Source organism: Klebsiella sp. WP8-S18-ESBL-06 (assembly GCF_014169755.1).
GTDB lineage: Bacteria > Pseudomonadota > Gammaproteobacteria > Enterobacterales > Enterobacteriaceae > Kluyvera > Kluyvera ascorbata_B.
Window position 1 is genome coordinate 759,558 of sequence record NZ_AP022256.1, and the last position, 17,692, is coordinate 777,249.

A 17,692-nucleotide genomic window follows, 5' to 3' on the forward strand; every position below is an offset into this window, starting at 1 on the left:
CTCAATCACCACAAGGTTTCACATGCCGGAATTAACCACCGAAGCGGCTCTCAACATTCTGATTGGCTGGCTGCAGGACAACATCGATTGTGGCAGCGAAATTATCTTCGATAACGACGAAGACAATACCGATTCAGCAGTGCTGTTACCCTGGATTGAACGTACGCTTCAGGACGTTCGCGATCTCCACCATCTTCAGCTTTTGCAACAGGCCAGTACAGATTAACCACCGAACCGTACTCATCACTTACTCATAAGCGCCAGCCCTCACCGGCTGGCGTTTTGCTTTATATAAAGGAAATGACTGATGTCAGAACTTACTCTCACCGGACCCGAAGTGTTAACCGGCCACACCGACATAATTTGCTCCACCAGCATTGAGCGCATCATCACCGGACGTAATGCCGCACTGGCGCAGATTGAAGCGCTCATTCAGCAACTCGACGATATCTCAATACTGACCCGCAGTATCGGGGGAAAAACCGCTCTGGACTGGGCTATGAAGCAGGACTTCCGCTGTGGCTGCTGGTTGATAGAAAAAAGAGAAACGGCGATGAAAGCCATTACACGCAATCTTGATCGCGGTATATGGCGGGATTTAATGAAAAAGTCGGGCATGCTTTCCATCATGGACGCACAGGCCCGTGATCAGTGGTACAACAGCCTGGAAAAGGAGGATATTCCGGTGGTCAGCGAAGCGAATATCCTGAGCACGTTTGAGCAACTGCATCTCAACAAAATAGATGTCTTCGAACGTGGGGTCATCAACGTCTTCAAAGGGCTATCGTGGGATTACAAAACCAATAGTCCCTGCAGCTTTGGTAAAAAGATCATCGTCAACAATCTGGTGGCGCATAGCCGCTGGGGCTTTAGCTTAAACTGGGGCTGGCGGCGGGATCAATTAGCGGACCTGGAACGAATGCTGTTTCTGATTGATGGTAAACCGATACCCGACAACCGTGGCGATGTTACTACTCGATTGATGGAGCATATTCGGGACAACCCTTCGAAGGATATTTACGAAGATGATTTCTTCAGTATCCGTTACTTTCAGAAGGGAACAGTACACATCACTTTTAAACGGATCGACCTGACAGAAAAGATGAATGATATCGTGGCGAAGCACTATCCGGGGATGCTGGCAGCGAGATGAAGAGGGCAGGGAGGTAATTCCTTACCTGACCCATTACCTGACCCGATTCGTATAAAACGAAAAAGGAGTCAGACGATTTCTCATCTAACTCCTTGTTTTATTGGTGGCCCCTACTGGACTTGAACCAGTGACCAAGCGATTATGAGTCGCCTGCTCTAACCACTGAGCTAAGGGGCCAGGTAGCCGACGATTATAATGTAACAGCGGCCACCAATCCAGCGTTAAGCGCGCACATGCTGTTTTTATAAACAATGCATTTTCAATTCGTTATACTCGTCTCACGATGTATTAGTCGAGGATATTATGGTTAAGGACATTATTGATTCGGGGCTGCGGGTGCTGTTCTGCGGTATTAACCCGGGGCTGTCGTCTTCCTCACTGGGCTACCCCTTTGCGCACCCGGCAAACCGTTTCTGGAAGGTGCTACATCTGGCGGGGTTTACCGAACGCCAGCTAAAGCCGGAAGAGGCGGAGCAGATGCTGGAATTTCGCTGTGGCGTGACCAAGCTGGTTGAACGCCCGACGGTGCAGGCGAGTGAGGTCAGCGTGCAGGAGTTACGCAGCGGCGGGCTGGCGCTGATTGAGAAAGTTGAGCACTACAAACCTGCTGCATTAGCCGTTCTGGGTAAGCAGGCCTTTGAACGCGGCTTAGGGCAGCGCGGGGCGACGTGGGGCAAGCAGACGTACATGATTGGCGATACCGAAGTGTGGGTATTACCAAATCCGAGTGGATTGAGCCGGATTACGCTGGATAAATTGGTAGAGGCGTATCAGGAACTGGACGTGGCGTTGAAGGTGCGAGGCTTGTAGGCTGGATAAGCGAAGCGCCATCCGGCAGAGCCTGTGCAGATTGCCGGATGGCGGCGTACAGGCCAGAGTCGCCCGGCCAGGCGCAGCGCCGCCGGGGAATGTTCCGCGCTTAACAGGCAAAAAAAAGCTCCCAAAAGGGAGCTTTTTTGCATTTTACCCGGGCGATTAATCGTCCAGGAAGCTACGCAGCACTTCAGAGCGGCTCGGGTGGCGCAGCTTACGCAGCGCTTTCGCTTCGATCTGACGGATACGTTCGCGGGTCACGTCGAACTGTTTACCCACTTCTTCCAGCGTGTGGTCGGTGTTCATATCGATACCGAAACGCATACGCAGGACTTTCGCTTCACGGGCGGTCAGGCCGGCCAGAACGTCGTGCGTGGCGGCACGCAGGCTCTCGGTGGTCGCAGAGTCCAGCGGCAGCTCGAGGGTGGTATCCTCGATGAAATCACCCAGATGCGAATCTTCATCGTCGCCGATCGGCGTTTCCATGGAGATAGGCTCTTTAGCGATCTTCAGCACTTTACGGATCTTATCTTCCGGCATCAGCATGCGTTCAGCCAGCTCTTCCGGCGTCGGCTCGCGGCCCATCTCTTGCAGCATCTGGCGGGAGATACGGTTGAGCTTGTTGATGGTCTCAATCATATGTACCGGGATACGGATGGTACGCGCCTGATCCGCGATAGAACGGGTGATCGCCTGACGGATCCACCAGGTTGCATAGGTGGAGAACTTGTAACCACGACGGTATTCAAACTTATCAACCGCTTTCATCAGACCGATGTTACCTTCCTGAATCAGATCCAGGAACTGCAGGCCACGGTTGGTGTATTTTTTGGCGATAGAGATAACCAGACGTAAGTTCGCTTCAACCATCTCTTTTTTCGCACGGCGGGCTTTCGCTTCACCGATGGACATACGACGGTTGATATCTTTAACCTGCTCGATGGTCAGGCCGGTTTCTTCTTCAATCTGCTGCAGTTTCTGCAGGCTGCGCATAACGTCTTCTTTTACGTCGTGCAGCTTTTCAGACCACGGTTTGTTCATTGCGATAGCCGCGTTGAACCAGGTTTCGCTGGTTTCGTTGCCGGTGAACAGCGTGATGAAGTTTTTCTTCGGCATTTTGCACTGTTCAACGCACATCTTCATGATGATACGTTCCTGGGTACGCACGCGGTCCATCATGGTACGCATGCTGTTGACCAGGTAGTCGAACTGTTTCGGTACCAGACGGAACTGCTTGAACACTTCGGACAGCTTCAGGATCTCTTCCTGAGCGGCAGCGTGGCTGCGGCCTTTGGCTTTGATCGTGTCGCGCGTCACTTCGTACTGAGTACGCAGCTCGGCGAATTTCTCACGCGCCAGCTCGGGGTCGATGCTGTTGTCGTCGTCGCTGTTGTCGTCGCTGTCTTCGTCTTCGTCTTCATCGTCGTCGTCCATCTCTTCCTGAGACAGCTCGGAGCCAACGTGCGTAGCGGTCGGTGCCATATCTTCTTCGGCATTCGGATCGACGAAACCGGTGATCAGGTCGGACAGACGGGCTTCTTCCGCTTCAACGCGATCGTACTGTTCCAGCAGATAGGTGATCGCTTCCGGGTATTCGGCAACGGAGCACTGTACCTGGTTGATCCCGTCTTCAATACGTTTGGCGATGTCGATTTCGCCTTCGCGGGTCAGCAGCTCTACGGTACCCATTTCGCGCATGTACATGCGCACCGGGTCGGTCGTACGCCCGATTTCAGATTCCACGCTGGACAGAACCTGTGCAGCCGCTTCTTCAGCGTCTTCATCAGTGTTGTTGGAGGTTTCAGCCAGCAACAGATCATCGGCATCCGGTGCTTCTTCCATCACCTGAATACCCATGTCGTTGATCATTTGGATGATGTCTTCGATCTGATCTGAATCGACGATATCTTCCGGCAGATGGTCATTGACCTCGGCATAGGTCAGATAGCCTTGCTCCTTACCACGTTGGACAAGAAGCTTGAGCTGTGACTGCGGGTTTTGCTCCATAAGACGGTATCCACACTTAATTCATTTGATTGGTGTCGGTCGGCGAACGAACCGCCGACATTTAAAGCGAGGGCGTACTTATATTCGTGCCGCTGCGCCTCGGGCGGCTGTCGGGGGCTTCCCGATAGGTATTCGGCAGTTAAGCCGTTAAATTCACTTTTTTTCCAGGGCCTGTCTGATTTCCCAGAATTCCCTGCGCTCTTCACTGCTCAAACCGTGCGTGCGATCGCGAGCTATCAACTCTTCCTGTCGCTGTTCAAGCATTGAATCAAAAATTCGGTTTAGCGTGTCGGTGAACATTTTTTCAACGTTCTCATCCTTTATATCGTTCCAGGTTGAGAGTTTTTCAAGTGTTGCGTATTCACTTGCTCCGCGATAGTTCTCCAACAGCTGGCCGGTCGTCAGGCCCGGTTGCGCAACACACAGGTTCACCAGCTCGGTGAACAGGTTGAGCCCCGGCAGCTTTGCCTGCGCGAGCCCATGCATAGGAGGGACGAGCGGTGCAAGATTCGGGTTTTGCACCAGTAGCCCTATAAGTATACGCATAGGCGTCTGTTTTATCTGCTGAGGCGGGCGTACCACGCCACTTTCTGCCTGTTTTGGCATTAAACGATCAAGCGCCGCATCGTCGAAGATGCCGAGCTTCAGGCCCAGCGTCTGGCGCAGCTGAATACGGTGCGCGTCGCCCGGGACCTGGCTTATCAACGGCAGCGCCAGCGCGGCGAGCTGGGTACTGCCGTCCGGCGTACTCAGGTCAACCTGTGGTAAGAGGTTGTTAAATAAGAAGACGGAGAGCGGCTGTGCGTGCTCCATCCGTGCTTCAAAAGCCTCTTTACCTTCTTTGCGTACCAGCGTATCCGGGTCTTCACCTTCGGGTAGAAACATAAAGCGTAGCTGACGACCGTCGGTCATGTACGGCATGGCGGTTTCCAGCGCGCGCCAGGCGGCGTCGCGGCCGGCACGGTCGCCGTCGTAGCAGCAAATCACGTTGTTTGTCGCACGGAATAACATATGGATGTGGTCAGCAGTGGTCGACGTACCCAGCGAGGCCACGGCGTAGTTAATACCGTATTGCGCCAGCGCGACGGCATCCATATATCCTTCGACAACCAGCAGCCGCGGTGGTTCAGCGTTATGCTGCTGGGCTTCATAAAGGCCATACAGCTGGCGACCCTTATGGAAAATATCGGTTTCCGGGGAGTTCAGGTATTTCGGCGTATCGTTACCGAGTACGCGGCCACCAAAACCTATTACCCGGCCTCGTTTGTCGCGAATCGGGAACATCACGCGATTGCGGAAACGGTCGTAGGTTCTTCCCTGGTCGTTATTGACCAGCATTCCGGCATCGAGCAACAGCTTTCTGTTGTCGACATTACCCCCGAAACGTTTTAAGGCGTTATCCCAGCCCGGCGGTGCAAAACCAATAGCAAACTGCTGGACAATCTCGGCACTCAGGCCGCGTTGCTCCAGATACTGGCGTGCTGGCTCGGCAATGGGTTGGGCGAAGGATTGCTGATAAAAATCATTTAACCCTTCCATTAGCTGATAGAGATTCTGGCGCTGATGACGCTCTATCTGGCTAAGGCCTGTTCCGGCTTCATACGGCACTTCAAGATTGTGCATGGCCGCCAGTTCTTCAACGGTTTCAACGAACTCGAGCTTGTCGTAGTTCATTAAAAAGTCGATGGCATTGCCGTGCGCGCCGCAGCCAAAGCAGTGGTAAAACTGCTTATCACCGTTGACGGTGAAAGAGGGGGTTTTCTCGTTATGGAACGGACAGCACGCATGGTAATTTTTGCCCTGCTTTTTTAGCTTCACCCGTGCATCGATCAGATCGATGATGTCGGTGCGAGCCAGCAGATCATTAATAAATACGCGTGGGATTCGTCCAGCCATAGGCCCCGTTTATTTGAAGACTTATAAACGAAAACAAGCCGCGCATTCCTTTCGGAAGCACGGCCTTGCAACTACAACTCGGTCTGCAACCTGAGAGCCGATGCTCTCAACAGATTAGTACAGACGAGTACGGCGTGCGTTTTCGCGAGCCAGTTTCTTCGCGTGACGTTTCACTGCAGAAGCTTTAGCGCGCTTACGTTCGGTAGTCGGTTTTTCATAGAACTCACGACGACGAACTTCCGCCAGAACACCCGCTTTTTCACAGGAACGCTTGAAGCGACGCAGTGCTACGTCGAACGGCTCGTTTTCACGTACTTTAATTACCGGCATGTAACTCTCACCTTTAATAAATTCGGTTTGCCGCTGGCATCAACGCCAGCTTATTTCAAAATGGTGCGGAATTTTACTGCAATTGCTGCTGCTTTGTAAAGCACCGACGCGATTTTGAGAGGGACTTTTATAAGGACAGGGAGTATACACGAGCGGAACTCCAGGGGCGAACAAAGTTTTACATCAACCGGCATTGGCCCTACACTGCGCGGTATTGAAACGAGGTAAATTTAGCCATGCGTGTACTGGGTATTGAAACATCCTGCGATGAAACCGGCATCGCGATTTATGACGACGAAAAAGGTCTCTTAGCCAACCAGCTGTATAGTCAGGTGAAATTGCACGCTGACTACGGTGGCGTGGTGCCTGAGCTGGCCTCGCGCGACCACGTGCGTAAAACGGTTCCCCTGATTCAGGCGGCATTACAAGAAGCGAATCTGACGGCCAAAGATATCGATGCGGTGGCCTATACCGCCGGTCCGGGTCTGGTTGGCGCGTTGCTGGTTGGCGCAACGGTTGGCCGTTCGCTGGCGTTCGCCTGGAACGTGCCGGCGATTCCGGTACACCATATGGAAGGGCATCTGCTGGCGCCGATGCTGGAAGACAACCCGCCGGAATACCCGTTCGTTGCGCTGCTGGTCTCTGGCGGACACACGCAGCTGATTAGCGTGACCGGCATCGGTCAGTACGCGCTGCTGGGCGAGTCGATTGACGATGCGGCAGGGGAAGCCTTTGACAAAACCGCCAAGCTGCTCGGCCTGGATTATCCCGGTGGCCCAATGCTGTCGAAGCTGGCCTCACAGGGAACAGAAGGGCGCTTTGTCTTCCCGCGCCCGATGACCGACCGTCCGGGGCTGGATTTTAGCTTCTCTGGTCTGAAAACCTTTGCGGCCAATACCATTCGTAATAACGGTAACGACGATCAAACGCGAGCCGATATTGCCCGTGCATTTGAAGATGCGGTGGTGGATACGCTGATGATCAAATGCCGACGCGCGCTGGATCAAACCGGCTTCAAGCGCCTGGTGATGGCTGGCGGCGTGAGCGCCAACCGCACGCTGCGCGCGAAGCTGGCGGAAATGATGCACAAACGCGGTGGCGAAGTGTTTTATGCGCGCCCTGAATTTTGTACCGACAACGGCGCGATGATTGCCTATGCCGGAATGGTGCGCTTGAAAACCGGCGTGAACGCGTCGCTGGGCGTGACCGTCCGTCCGCGCTGGCCGCTGGCTGAGCTGCCTGCGGCCTGAGTCATGGTCATCACGATGAAAAAAAGCCCTCTGTAACAGGAGGGCTTTTTTATGTCGGCTATTCGGCGTCTTTTGGCTTACTTTTTTTAAATCGCGCCCAGACTTTGGTTTCCTGGCGTCGCCATAAACGCTGAATGTTGTCATGGTGACGCAGCAAGATCAGGCAGGAAAGCATAGAGACAGGGAAAGTGTACTGGGGCTTAAACCACCAGACGTAGAACGGCGCAACCAGCGCGCTGACGATGGCGCCCAGCGATGAGTAGCCGCTTAATAAAATCGTCAGTAACCAGGTGCCGGCCATCACGCCGGTGAGATCCCAGCCGATAGGCGCAATGGCACCAAACGCGGTAGCGACGCCCTTTCCACCCTGAAAGTGGAAGAATACCGGCCAGATATGGCCCAGACAGGCGGCAATCGCCACCAGCCCAAGCCAGAAGGGGGATAAGCCCAGGGCATAGGCACCCCAGACGGGCAGCATCCCTTTCAGGATGTCGAAAACCAGGACGGCTACGGCAGCACCTTTACCGCCGACGCGCAGCACATTTGTGGCTCCGGGATTGCCGGAACCACTGGTGCGCGGGTCAGGTAACCCCGCAATGCGGCAGACCAAAATGGCGCTGGAAATTGAGCCGCAAAGGTAGGCAAGGAGGATCATTCCAGGCTCGATTGCACTCATAACGCTGTTCCATTGTGAAAATGTCGAAGTATTCTCTGCATCTGTGGATAATACGCATAATTCGCCGGAAGTGGTATCCGGTTTAGCCTAAAACCAAGCAGGTCGTGATGGATATTGTATTTATAGAGCAACTTTCGGTAATCACCACTATCGGTGTTTATGACTGGGAACAAACCATTGAACAGAAGCTGGTGTTCGATATCGAATTAGGCTGGGATAACCGTAAAGCCGCCGCCAGCGATAACGTGGAAGATTGCCTGAGCTATGCTGATATCAGCGAGGCGGTAGTGAAACACGTGGAAGGCAGCCGTTTTGCGCTGGTGGAGCGCGTGGCTGAGGAGGTCGCCGACCTGCTGATGGCGCGTTTCTGCTCACCGTGGGTGCGTATTAAGGTCAGCAAGCCGGGCGCGGTGGCGCGCGCGGCTAACGTTGGCGTTATCATCCAGCGTGGCCATAATCCTAATTAATCTTATTATTCGTCATATAACTTAAACCAAAGTGATTTATACCGGTCTTAGTGCCGGGTTTATTTTATTGGTTACTTTTTAAGGGTTTATTTAATGAGCGATATACACTCGCTGCTGGTAGCGGCCATTCTGGGTGTGGTCGAAGGATTGACGGAATTTCTGCCCGTTTCCAGCACCGGCCATATGATTATCGTTGGCCACCTGCTGGGCTTTGAAGGGGATACGGCAAAGACGTTTGAGGTGGTGATCCAGTTGGGGTCGATCCTCGCGGTGGTGGTCATGTTCTGGCGCCGCCTGTTTGGTCTGATTGGCATCCACTTCGGTCGCCCTCCGGTGCACGAGGGTAATGGTACAGGTCGCCTGTCGCTCATTCATATTCTGCTGGGGATGGTGCCGGCAGTGGTGCTGGGACTGGTGTTCCACGACGCTATTAAATCGCTGTTTAACCCCATTAACGTGATGTATGCGCTGGTGGTTGGCGGCCTGCTGTTGATTGCTGCCGAATGCCTGAAGCCGAAAAATCCGCGCGCGGTTGGCGTTGACGACATGACCTATCGCCAGGCGTTTATGATTGGCTGCTTCCAGTGTCTGGCGCTGTGGCCGGGCTTCTCTCGCTCCGGAGCGACCATTTCCGGCGGTATGCTGGTCGGCGTGAGCCGCTACGCGGCGTCCGAGTTCTCGTTCCTGCTGGCGGTGCCCATGATGATGGGCGCCACCGTGCTGGATCTCTACAAGAGCTGGCACTTCCTGACCGCAGGCGATATTCCGATGTTCGCCGTCGGTTTTGTGATGGCGTTCCTGGTGGCGCTGGTGGCCATCAAGACCTTCCTGCAGCTGATTAAACGTATTTCGTTTATTCCGTTCGCCATCTACCGCTTTATTGTGGCGGCCGCCGTGTACGTGGTCTTCTTCTGAAGACGCGCCCTCAGTCTTTCGGCTGGGGGCAACGCTTTTCCTTCCAGTTTGCGACCGCCTGAATGCGGCGTCGCGTCAGCTCCTCGCGGATTGCCGGGCCTTTAAATCCGGCCTCAATCACCTCTTTGTTCCCTACGCTTTTGGCAACGGCCCAGGCCTCGCGCAGCAGGCGCCCCTGCGGGTAATCACAGGCCTCAAAGCGGGTGCGCCCGCGCACGTCCGCCTCGCTGGTCAGCGCGATTTGCTCTACGCGCTGCGGTTTACGCCAGGCGTCGATGGCATCAAACAGTTTCACCAGCGTTTTCGGTTGGAGGATGGGTAGGGTGTGAATTAAATCGTGGAACTCGGCAACCAGCTTCGCCAGCTCGCGCATGTCATTCGGCACTTTCAGACGCTGGCACAGCTGTTCGACCAGCTTGACGCCCGCCGGGCCGTGGCCGTGATGGCGAGGCCAGAATTCTTTAGGCGTCAGCCCTTTGCCTAAATCGTGGCACAGGGTGGCGAAACGGACGTCGATATCCGGGCTCAGCATGGCTGCCATAGAGACGGTCATCAGCGTGTGGACGCCGGTGTCAATTTCCGGGTGCCATTTCTCCGGTGCCGGGACGCCAAACAGCGCGTCAATTTCCGGGAACAGCACCTTTAACGCGCCGCAGTCGCGCAGCGTCTGGAAGAACACCTGCGGGTTGCGGGTGGAGAGTGCGCTCTCGGTCTCTTTCCAGACGCGCTCCGGCGTCAGGTGCGCCAGCTCGCCGGCGTCGGCCATCGCACGCATCAGCGCGAGGGTTTCGTCGGCAATACGGAAGCTCAGATGTGCATAGCGTGCGGCAAAACGCGCCACGCGCAGGACGCGCAGCGGGTCTTCAGAGAAGGCGGGTGAAACGTGGCGCAGAATGCGCTGCTGAAGATCGCGCTGGCCGCCGTACGGATCGATGATCGTGCCGTCGGCATCCTGAGCGAGTGCGTTAACGGTGAGGTCGCGACGCAGCAGATCCTGTTCAAGCGTAACGTCCGGTGCAGCGTAGCAGGTAAAACCCGTATAGCCGGAGCCGGATTTACGCTCGGTGCGCGCCAGCGCATACTCTTCGTGGCTTTCGGGATGCAAGAAAACAGGGAAATCACGGCCTACCTGTTGATAGCCTGCATCCAGCATTTGCTGCGGCGTGGCACCGACCACGACCCAATCTTTATCTTTGATCGGTAGGCCTAATAACCCATCCCGAACCGCTCCGCCGACCAGATAACTCTTCACGCCACGCTTCTCCTCGTCAATTTCCTTCTGATAATACGAAAGAAGTCGACTTAAGGCGAGTTGGCTTAGTTCATCCAGCGATCTTTACGCTTGCGGCTTGGAATGATGTGCGGCAGCACCAGGCCAAGAAGCAGGCCGATACCTAGCACGCCGCCGCCATACATAAACCACTGCATGATGATGGTGCGCTGCTTATCGTCAAGCTGCAGATTGGCGGCATTCACTTTTTTCTGCGCCACGATAAGCTCGTTTTTCAGCTTCTGATTTTCGTTTTTCAGGCCGTTAATCACACCATCGCTCTCAGCGACCTTTTTCTGCATTTCTGCCGTACGCTGGTTCCAGGTGGTGTCGATGTTGTTCAGCTTGTCGGTCAGGGTTTTTACCTGATTTTCCAGATCCGGCACGCGGGTGCGCAGGCTCGGCGTCGCGGTCAGCTCTTTGAGGGGAATCCATGCGGTGCGGCCGTTGCTGTCGCGCACCTGGCCATATTGGGTGTTTTCGTTGGTCTGTAGCAGGGTCACTTCTTCACCCGCGTTGACGGTCCCCGCCAGGCGATAGTTATCGCCCGGGCCGCTGCGAACCCAGGTGTTCAGTTCATCAGAAACGTAACGCTTTTCATCGGCGTGAGCGACGGTTGAAGCGGTAAGTGCAAGTAAAGTAATGGCAATTAAGCGTAATTTTGGCATCAGATCATCGTTTTTGTCATAAAAGTGGAACGATAGTAGTGGCAACAGTCTGACGACGCAAAGCATTCTGCGGCAATCAGAATCCTCCAGGAGGAAAAAATGTCATCAGCAGCTGGCCTGACAAATTGCGCATTGCATGGCAATTTGTCGCAAAATACTATCTACTGACAAAAAGAATACCTGTAAGTTCGCCCTAAAGGTATTTTCCGGCAACGAAACCATAAGAATTCAGTCATGGCTCAAGAAATCGAACTCAAATTTATCGTCGATGACGCTGGCGTTGAAACGCTGCGCAACCACCTTCATACCCTTAACGCAGAGCACACCCCGCCGGGGCAACTGCTGAATATTTATTACGAAACTGCGGATAACTGGCTGCGTCGCCATGATATGGGGCTGCGCATTCGCGGCGATAACGGCCGTTATGAAATGACGCTGAAAATCGCCGGGCGTACCGTCGGCGGGCTGCATCAGCGTCCGGAATACAATATCGCTATCGACACCCCTGAGCTGGCGCTTGATAAGCTGCCGGCGGAAGTCTGGCCGAACGGTGAAATGCCTGAAGGGCTGGCCGCGCAGGTTAACCCGCTGTTTAGCACAGATTTTTATCGTGAAAAGTGGGTGGTTATGCAGGGCGGAAGCCGGATTGAGATCGCGCTGGATCAGGGGGAAGTGAAAGCGGGCGAGCACCAGGAAGCGATTTGCGAGCTGGAGCTGGAACTGCTGAGCGGTGAAACTGCCGACGTGCTGGCGCTGGCGAAACAGCTGGCTGAGACCGGCCTGCTGCGTCAGGGCAGCCTGAGCAAAGCCGCGCGTGGCTACCACCTGGCGCAGGGCAACCTGGAGCGTCCGATTCAGCCGCTGGCGATTTTAACCCTGCCGCCGAAATCGACGGTAGGGCAGGCGATGGAGGCCGCGCTGGAAAATGCGCTGGCCCACTGGCAGTACCACGAAGAGCTGTGGCTGCGGGGCAATAAGAAAGCGAAGATCGAGGTGGTTAACGCTTTAGGGCTGGTGCGTCATATTCTGACGCTGTTTGGCGGCATCGTGCCGCGCAAAGCCAGCGCGAGCCTGCGCGACGGGCTGACCCAAGTTGATGCGCTGATGGCAAGCAATGCCTCCGCGAAGGATGTCGCTTTCAGCTGTGAAACTGCGTTGACCAAGCTGGCCTACACCGAGTGGTTGGTGACCCGTGGCTGGCAGGCGTTCCTCGACGCAAAAGCCGAAGCCAAACTGGCCGACTCCTTTAAACGTTTTGCCGATATCCACCTTTCACGTCAGGCCGCCGAGTTGCGCACCACCTTCGCTTACCCGCTGGGTGATGCCTATGGCGACCAGCTGCCGCGTCTGACGCGCGGCATCAACACCGTTCAACTGCTGGCTGGGTATTATCCCCTCGAACAGGCGGCTAACTGGCTGGCAAACTGGCAGGGCCTGCGTCACGCTATCGAAACGCGCCAGCATATTGAAATTGAACATTTCCGCAATGAGGCACTGTCGGTTGAGCCGTTCTGGCTACACAGCGGAAAACGTTAATTAACTTCAGGGAACCCGCGTATGACGCCGCTTTCTTCGCAGTTACAGCAGCACTGGCAAACGCTTGTGGATCGCGCTCCGGACGATTTTCCCATCCGGTCGTTGAGTTCTGAGGCGCAGGCTGTTTTCACCTTCAGTGATTTTGTTCAGCAAAGTTTAACGGCGTACCCAGCGTGGCTGGCGTCGCTGGAAAGCGAACCGCCACAGGCGGACGAATGGCGGCAATACGCGGGCTGGCTGCAGGCCGAGTTGGCAGAGGTGTACGACGAGGCGGCGCTGATGCGCGCGCTGCGTCTGTTCCGCCGTCGGATGATGGTACGCATCGCCTGGGCGCAGGCGCTGTCGCAGGTTTCTGAAGAAGAGACGCTTCAGCAGCTCAGCCATCTGGCGGAAACGCTGATTGTCAGCGCCCGCGACTGGCTGTATGACGCCTGCTGCCGCGATTGGGGGACGCCGTGCAGCGCCGACGGTGTTCCGCAGCCGCTGCTGATCCTCGGGATGGGTAAGCTGGGCGGCGGCGAGCTGAATTTCTCTTCTGATATCGATCTGATTTTTGCCTGGCCGGAGCACGGCAGCACCCAGGGCGGTCGTCGTGAGCTGGATAACGCCCAGTTCTTTACCCGCCTGGGCCAGCGCCTGATTAAAGTCCTCGACCAACCAACGCAGGACGGTTTTGTCTACCGCGTTGATATGCGTCTGCGCCCGTTCGGCGATAGCGGTCCGCTGGTGCTGAGCTTTGCGGCGCTGGAAGATTATTACCAGGAGCAGGGGCGCGACTGGGAGCGCTATGCGATGGTTAAAGCCCGCATCATGGGCGATGATGACGGCGTGTATACCAGCGAGCTGCGTGCGATGCTGCGCCCGTTCGTTTTCCGCCGCTATATTGATTTCAGCGTGATCCAGTCTTTACGCAATATGAAAGGCATGATCACCCGCGAAGTCCGCCGCCGCGGCCTGAAAGACAACATCAAGCTCGGCGCAGGCGGGATCCGCGAAATTGAGTTTATCGTGCAGGTCTTTCAGCTGATTCGCGGTGGCCGCGAACCTTCGCTGCAAAGTCGCTCATTGCTGCCGACCCTGACGGCGATTGAGGCATTACACCTGCTCTCGGAAGATGATGCGCGCGCGCTGCGCGAGGCATACCTGTTTTTACGCCGCCTGGAAAACCTGCTGCAAAGCATCAACGACGAGCAGACGCAAACGCTGCCGGGCGATGAGCTCAATCGCGCCCGACTGGCGTGGGGGATGGGCTTTGCCGAGTGGCAGACGCTCACCGAACGGCTGGATGCGCTGATGGCGCAGGTACGCCGTGTGTTTAATGAACTTATCGGCGATGACGAAGAAAACTCGCAGGAAGAACAGCTGTCAGAAGCCTGGCGCGAGCTGTGGCAAGATGCGCTACAGGAAGAAGATTCGCCAGCGGTATTGATGCACCTCAGTCATGATGATGGCCAACGCGTGCTGGCGCAAATTACCGATTTCCGTAAAGAGCTGGATAAGCGCACCATTGGCCCGCGCGGGCGCCAGGTGCTGGACTCGTTGATGCCGCACCTGCTCAGCGAAGTATGCGCCCGTGAAGATGCGCTGGTGCTGCTGTCGCGTATTACGCCGTTGCTGAGCGGTATCGTCACCCGAACCACCTATCTTGAGCTGTTAAGCGAATACCCCGGAACCCTAAAACACCTGATTCGTCTATGCGCCGCGTCACCGATGGTGGCCAGCCAGCTGGCGCGCTACCCGCTGCTGCTGGACGAGCTGTTGGATCCGAACACGCTGTACCAGCCGACGGCGACCGATGCCTACCGTGACGAGCTGCGCCAGTATCTTCTGCGCGTGCCGGAAGAGGACGAAGAGCAGCAGCTGGAAGCGCTGCGGCAATTTAAACAGGCACAGCTGCTGCACATTGCGGCGGCTGATATCGCCGGTACGCTGCCGGTCATGAAGGTGAGCGACCACTTAACCTGGCTGGCGGAAGCGATGATCGATGCGGTCGTACAGCAGGCGTGGGTGCAGATGGTGGCTCGCTACGGCCAGCCGACGCATCTGCGCGAGCGTCACGGGCGCGGTTTTGCGGTCATCGGCTACGGCAAGCTGGGGGGATGGGAACTGGGCTACAGCTCGGATCTGGATCTGGTGTTCCTGCACGATTGCCCGATGGATGCGATGACCGACGGCGAGCGCGAAATCGACGGTCGTCAGTTCTATCTGCGTCTGGCGCAGCGCATTATGCATCTGTTCAGCACCCGAACGTCGTCCGGTATTCTGTATGAAGTGGATGCGCGCTTGCGCCCTTCCGGTGCGGCGGGAATGCTGGTGACCACCGCCGAAGCGTTTGCCGACTATCAGCAAAACGAAGCGTGGACCTGGGAGCATCAGGCGCTGGTGCGCGCCCGCGTGGTCTACGGCGATCCGCAGCTTCAGCAGCAGTTTGATGCCATCCGTCGCCAGATCCTGACCAACGTGCGCGACGGCGGGGCGCTGCAAACCGAAGTGCGCGAGATGCGGGAAAAAATGCGCGCCCACCTCGGGGGCAAACAGCGCGACCGTTTCGACATCAAAACTGACGCGGGCGGGATCACCGATATTGAATTTATTACCCAGTATCTGGTGCTGCGCTACGCGCACGAGAAACCGAAGCTGACGCGCTGGTCGGATAACGTGCGCATTCTCGAACTGCTGGCGCAAAATGACATTATGGACGAGCAGGAAGCGCTGGCGTTGACCCGCGCTTACACCACGCTGCGTGATGCGCTGCATCACCTGGCGCTGCAAGAGCTGCCGAGCAATGTCGATCTGGCGAGCTTCGCTCATGAGCGCGAGCTGGTTAGCGCCAGCTGGCAGAAGTGGCTGGTCCAACCGTGAAGTATGCTATTATCGCGCGAAAATTTTGATTCTCTCAGGAGACACGAATGAAAGTGACGCTGCCGGAATTTGAACGTGCAGGAGTGATGGTGGTTGGCGATGTGATGCTGGATCGCTACTGGTATGGCCCAACCAGCCGAATTTCCCCGGAAGCCCCGGTGCCCGTGGTCAAAGTTGAAACGATCGAAGAACGTCCCGGCGGCGCGGCGAACGTGGCGATGAACATTGCGTCTCTGGGGGCGAATTCGCGCCTCGTGGGCCTGACCGGCATCGACGATGCGGCACGCGCGCTGAATAAGGCGCTGGCTGACGTGAACGTCAAATGTGATTTCGTCTCCGTGCCGACGCACCCGACGATCACCAAGCTGCGTGTACTGTCGCGTAACCAGCAGCTGATTCGTCTCGATTTTGAAGAGGGCTTCGCGGGCGTCGATCCGCAGCCGCTGCACGATCGCATTCAGAGCGCGCTGCCGACCGTCGGTGCGCTGGTGCTGTCCGACTATGCCAAGGGCGCGCTGGAAAGCGTGCAGCAGATGATTTCGCTGGCGCGTCAGGCGAAAGTACCGGTACTGATTGACCCGAAAGGCACCGATTTTGAACGCTATCGCGGCGCAACGCTGCTGACGCCGAATCTCTCTGAGTTCGAAGCGGTGGTTGGCAAGTGCAAAACTGAAGAAGAGATCGTCGAGCGCGGTATGAAGCTGATTGCCGATTTTGATTTGGCTGCGCTGCTGGTGACCCGCTCCGAGCAGGGGATGACGCTGCTACAGCCGGGCAAAGCGCCGCTGCATCAGCCGACTCAGGCGCAGGAGGTGTACGATGTAACCGGCGCCGGTGATACGGTGATCGGCGTACTGGCGGCCACGCTGGCGTCGGGCAAAACGCTGGAAGAAGCCTGCTTCTTCGCCAACGCGGCGGCGGGCGTGGTGGTCGGTAAACTGGGCACCTCGACCGTTTCGCCTATTGAGCTGGAAAACGCCGTGCGTGGTCGCGCCGATACCGGTTTTGGCGTGATGAGCGAAGAAGAGCTGAAGCTGGCCGTCGCTGCCGCGCGCCGTCGTGGTGAAAAAGTGGTGATGACCAACGGCGTTTTCGACATTCTGCACGCGGGCCACGTTTCTTACCTGGCGAACGCCCGCAAGCTTGGCGATCGTTTGATCGTGGCAGTTAATAGCGATGCGTCGACCGCACGTCTGAAAGGCCCGACTCGCCCGGTGAACCCGCTGGATCAACGTATGATCGTGCTGGGCGCGCTGGAATCCGTCGACTGGGTGGTCTCTTTTGAAGAAGACACGCCACAGCGCCTGATTGCCGGGATCTTGCCGGATCGCCTGGTTAAAGGCGGCGACTATAAGCCAGAGCAGATTGCCGGCAGCGAAGAAGTGTGGGCCAACGGCGGTGAAGTGCTGGTGCTGAACTTTGAAGACGGCTGTTCCACCACCAATATTATCAAGAAGATCCAAAAAGACAGCGATAAGTCGTGATTGCGCGAGACGCATCGAACATTTTGCTGCGCTGCGTCTCTTGCGGTTGACGCTGTTCTCTTTTCGACCTAGATTAAAGGAATAAGGGTGAGAGGGGATTTCTCCCCCCTCTGATTGACTGTTAGTAAGCGGCGAAACTTATCAGTAACAGAACAACCAGTATGATGAGTTGCTTCATCATAACCCTTTCCTTATCAAAGCCCCTTCTTCGGTAGGGGCTTTCCCGTTTCAGCCCCATGCTGACAACGCGATTGTTGGTGAACGCACTGCCAGCGACAAGCCCTTTCTCTCTCCACGTTCTCAATGCGGAATCGTGCACGCAAAAACGGTTTGCGTGGCTCCAGACCGACGAATTTTGGCTAAAA

Annotated in this window: 16 protein-coding genes and 1 tRNA gene; 9 read left to right on the plus strand and 8 right to left on the minus strand. The window is 56.0% G+C overall.

The window, feature by feature from the left end:
- Positions 1 to 22 precede the first annotated feature (22 nt).
- Positions 23 to 226 carry a DUF957 domain-containing protein gene (locus H7R76_RS03705; protein ID WP_025799007.1) on the plus strand — a complete coding sequence of 68 codons (204 nt, stop codon included), beginning with the start codon at positions 23 to 25 and terminating at the stop codon, positions 224 to 226.
- A gap of 81 nt (positions 227 to 307) precedes the next feature.
- The gene (locus H7R76_RS03710; protein WP_049016442.1) at positions 308 to 1,153 is read left to right on the plus strand and encodes a DUF4942 domain-containing protein; all 846 of its coding nucleotides are present in this window, start codon (positions 308 to 310) and stop codon (positions 1,151 to 1,153) included.
- 101 nt (positions 1,154 to 1,254) lie between these two features.
- Here H7R76_RS03710 and H7R76_RS03715 read toward each other — a convergent pair.
- Positions 1,255 to 1,330: transfer RNA gene (locus tag H7R76_RS03715), tRNA-Ile, on the minus strand.
- Positions 1,331 to 1,456: 126 nt separating this feature from the next.
- On the opposite strand from H7R76_RS03715, the gene mug reads away from it, so the two are divergent.
- On the plus strand, positions 1,457 to 1,963 hold the full coding sequence (mug, locus tag H7R76_RS03720; RefSeq protein ID WP_182966987.1) for a G/U mismatch-specific DNA glycosylase: 507 nt from the start codon (positions 1,457 to 1,459) through the stop codon (positions 1,961 to 1,963).
- Positions 1,964 to 2,128: 165 nt separating this feature from the next.
- Here mug and rpoD read toward each other — a convergent pair whose 3' ends face one another.
- The 3 genes from rpoD to rpsU form a co-directional block, all read right to left on the minus strand.
- The gene (rpoD, locus tag H7R76_RS03725) at positions 2,129 to 3,973 is read right to left on the minus strand and encodes an RNA polymerase sigma factor RpoD (protein ID WP_106929608.1); all 1,845 of its coding nucleotides are present in this window, start codon (positions 3,971 to 3,973) and stop codon (positions 2,129 to 2,131) included.
- A gap of 153 nt (positions 3,974 to 4,126) precedes the next feature.
- The gene (gene dnaG / locus H7R76_RS03730; protein ID WP_182966989.1) at positions 4,127 to 5,869 is read right to left on the minus strand and encodes a DNA primase; all 1,743 of its coding nucleotides are present in this window, start codon (positions 5,867 to 5,869) and stop codon (positions 4,127 to 4,129) included.
- A gap of 114 nt (positions 5,870 to 5,983) precedes the next feature.
- Positions 5,984 to 6,199 (minus strand): 30S ribosomal protein S21, encoded by a 216-nt coding sequence (rpsU, locus tag H7R76_RS03735; RefSeq protein ID WP_001144069.1) that lies wholly within the window; start codon positions 6,197 to 6,199, stop codon positions 5,984 to 5,986.
- A gap of 236 nt (positions 6,200 to 6,435) precedes the next feature.
- On the opposite strand from rpsU, the gene tsaD reads away from it, so the two are divergent.
- Positions 6,436 to 7,449, plus strand: coding sequence for a tRNA (adenosine(37)-N6)-threonylcarbamoyltransferase complex transferase subunit TsaD (gene tsaD / locus H7R76_RS03740; RefSeq protein ID WP_106929612.1), 1,014 nt, complete (start codon positions 6,436 to 6,438; stop codon positions 7,447 to 7,449).
- Between the two features lie 58 nt (positions 7,450 to 7,507).
- On the opposite strand, the gene plsY is transcribed toward tsaD, so the two are convergent.
- Positions 7,508 to 8,125, minus strand: coding sequence for a glycerol-3-phosphate 1-O-acyltransferase PlsY (plsY, locus tag H7R76_RS03745; RefSeq protein WP_106929614.1), 618 nt, complete (start codon positions 8,123 to 8,125; stop codon positions 7,508 to 7,510).
- Between the two features lie 107 nt (positions 8,126 to 8,232).
- Here plsY and folB point away from each other — a divergent pair, with 107 nt between their 5' ends.
- On the plus strand, positions 8,233 to 8,592 hold the full coding sequence (gene folB / locus H7R76_RS03750) for a bifunctional dihydroneopterin aldolase/7,8-dihydroneopterin epimerase (RefSeq protein ID WP_182966991.1): 360 nt from the start codon (positions 8,233 to 8,235) through the stop codon (positions 8,590 to 8,592).
- Positions 8,593 to 8,685: 93 nt separating this feature from the next.
- Positions 8,686 to 9,507: an undecaprenyl-diphosphate phosphatase gene (gene bacA, locus H7R76_RS03755; protein ID WP_106929617.1), complete on the plus strand. Its 822-nt coding sequence runs from the start codon at positions 8,686 to 8,688 to the stop codon at positions 9,505 to 9,507.
- Between the two features lie 10 nt (positions 9,508 to 9,517).
- Here bacA and H7R76_RS03760 read toward each other — a convergent pair whose 3' ends face one another.
- Together H7R76_RS03760 and H7R76_RS03765 are read right to left on the minus strand one after the other, a co-directional pair.
- Positions 9,518 to 10,759, minus strand: coding sequence for a multifunctional CCA addition/repair protein (locus tag H7R76_RS03760; RefSeq protein ID WP_106929619.1), 1,242 nt, complete (start codon positions 10,757 to 10,759; stop codon positions 9,518 to 9,520).
- Between the two features lie 65 nt (positions 10,760 to 10,824).
- A complete protein-coding gene (locus tag H7R76_RS03765; RefSeq protein ID WP_182929997.1) occupies positions 10,825 to 11,445 on the minus strand; it encodes a TIGR04211 family SH3 domain-containing protein in 621 nt (206 codons plus the stop codon).
- Between the two features lie 234 nt (positions 11,446 to 11,679).
- Between H7R76_RS03765 and H7R76_RS03770 the strand changes: the two genes are divergently transcribed.
- The 3 genes from H7R76_RS03770 to hldE are packed head-to-tail and all read left to right on the plus strand — an operon-like array spanning position 11,680 to position 17,327.
- Positions 11,680 to 12,981 (plus strand): CYTH domain-containing protein, encoded by a 1,302-nt coding sequence (locus tag H7R76_RS03770; protein WP_182966993.1) that lies wholly within the window; start codon positions 11,680 to 11,682, stop codon positions 12,979 to 12,981.
- Between the two features lie 21 nt (positions 12,982 to 13,002).
- The gene (glnE, locus tag H7R76_RS03775) at positions 13,003 to 15,843 is read left to right on the plus strand and encodes a bifunctional [glutamate--ammonia ligase]-adenylyl-L-tyrosine phosphorylase/[glutamate--ammonia-ligase] adenylyltransferase (RefSeq protein ID WP_182966995.1); all 2,841 of its coding nucleotides are present in this window, start codon (positions 13,003 to 13,005) and stop codon (positions 15,841 to 15,843) included.
- Positions 15,844 to 15,890: 47 nt separating this feature from the next.
- Entirely contained in the window at positions 15,891 to 17,327 is a 1,437-nt protein-coding gene (gene hldE, locus H7R76_RS03780) for a bifunctional D-glycero-beta-D-manno-heptose-7-phosphate kinase/D-glycero-beta-D-manno-heptose 1-phosphate adenylyltransferase HldE (protein ID WP_106929625.1), read from the plus strand.
- Positions 17,328 to 17,448: 121 nt separating this feature from the next.
- Here hldE and H7R76_RS25090 read toward each other — a convergent pair whose 3' ends face one another.
- The gene (locus tag H7R76_RS25090) at positions 17,449 to 17,565 is read right to left on the minus strand and encodes a type I toxin-antitoxin system Ibs family toxin (protein ID WP_353654618.1); all 117 of its coding nucleotides are present in this window, start codon (positions 17,563 to 17,565) and stop codon (positions 17,449 to 17,451) included.
- Positions 17,566 to 17,692 lie beyond the last annotated feature (127 nt).

What these genes read in the sequence shown, in the direction of transcription:
- H7R76_RS03705 (WP_025799007.1), top strand. Translation starts at nt 23, where the DNA reads ATGCCGGAATTAACCACCGAAGCGGCTCTCAACATTCTGATTGGCTGG.
- H7R76_RS03710 (WP_049016442.1), top strand. Translation starts at nt 308, where the DNA reads ATGTCAGAACTTACTCTCACCGGACCCGAAGTGTTAACCGGCCACACC.
- mug (WP_182966987.1), top strand. Translation starts at nt 1,457, where the DNA reads ATGGTTAAGGACATTATTGATTCGGGGCTGCGGGTGCTGTTCTGCGGT.
- rpoD (WP_106929608.1), bottom strand. Translation starts at nt 3,973, where the DNA reads ATGGAGCAAAACCCGCAGTCACAGCTCAAGCTTCTTGTCCAACGTGGT.
- dnaG (WP_182966989.1), bottom strand. Translation starts at nt 5,869, where the DNA reads ATGGCTGGACGAATCCCACGCGTATTTATTAATGATCTGCTGGCTCGC.
- rpsU (WP_001144069.1), bottom strand. Translation starts at nt 6,199, where the DNA reads ATGCCGGTAATTAAAGTACGTGAAAACGAGCCGTTCGACGTAGCACTG.
- tsaD (WP_106929612.1), top strand. Translation starts at nt 6,436, where the DNA reads ATGCGTGTACTGGGTATTGAAACATCCTGCGATGAAACCGGCATCGCG.
- plsY (WP_106929614.1), bottom strand. Translation starts at nt 8,125, where the DNA reads ATGAGTGCAATCGAGCCTGGAATGATCCTCCTTGCCTACCTTTGCGGC.
- folB (WP_182966991.1), top strand. Translation starts at nt 8,233, where the DNA reads ATGGATATTGTATTTATAGAGCAACTTTCGGTAATCACCACTATCGGT.
- bacA (WP_106929617.1), top strand. Translation starts at nt 8,686, where the DNA reads ATGAGCGATATACACTCGCTGCTGGTAGCGGCCATTCTGGGTGTGGTC.
- H7R76_RS03765 (WP_182929997.1), bottom strand. Translation starts at nt 11,445, where the DNA reads ATGCCAAAATTACGCTTAATTGCCATTACTTTACTTGCACTTACCGCT.
- H7R76_RS03770 (WP_182966993.1), top strand. Translation starts at nt 11,680, where the DNA reads ATGGCTCAAGAAATCGAACTCAAATTTATCGTCGATGACGCTGGCGTT.
- glnE (WP_182966995.1), top strand. Translation starts at nt 13,003, where the DNA reads ATGACGCCGCTTTCTTCGCAGTTACAGCAGCACTGGCAAACGCTTGTG.
- hldE (WP_106929625.1), top strand. Translation starts at nt 15,891, where the DNA reads ATGAAAGTGACGCTGCCGGAATTTGAACGTGCAGGAGTGATGGTGGTT.
- H7R76_RS25090 (WP_353654618.1), bottom strand. Translation starts at nt 17,565, where the DNA reads ATGGGGCTGAAACGGGAAAGCCCCTACCGAAGAAGGGGCTTTGATAAG.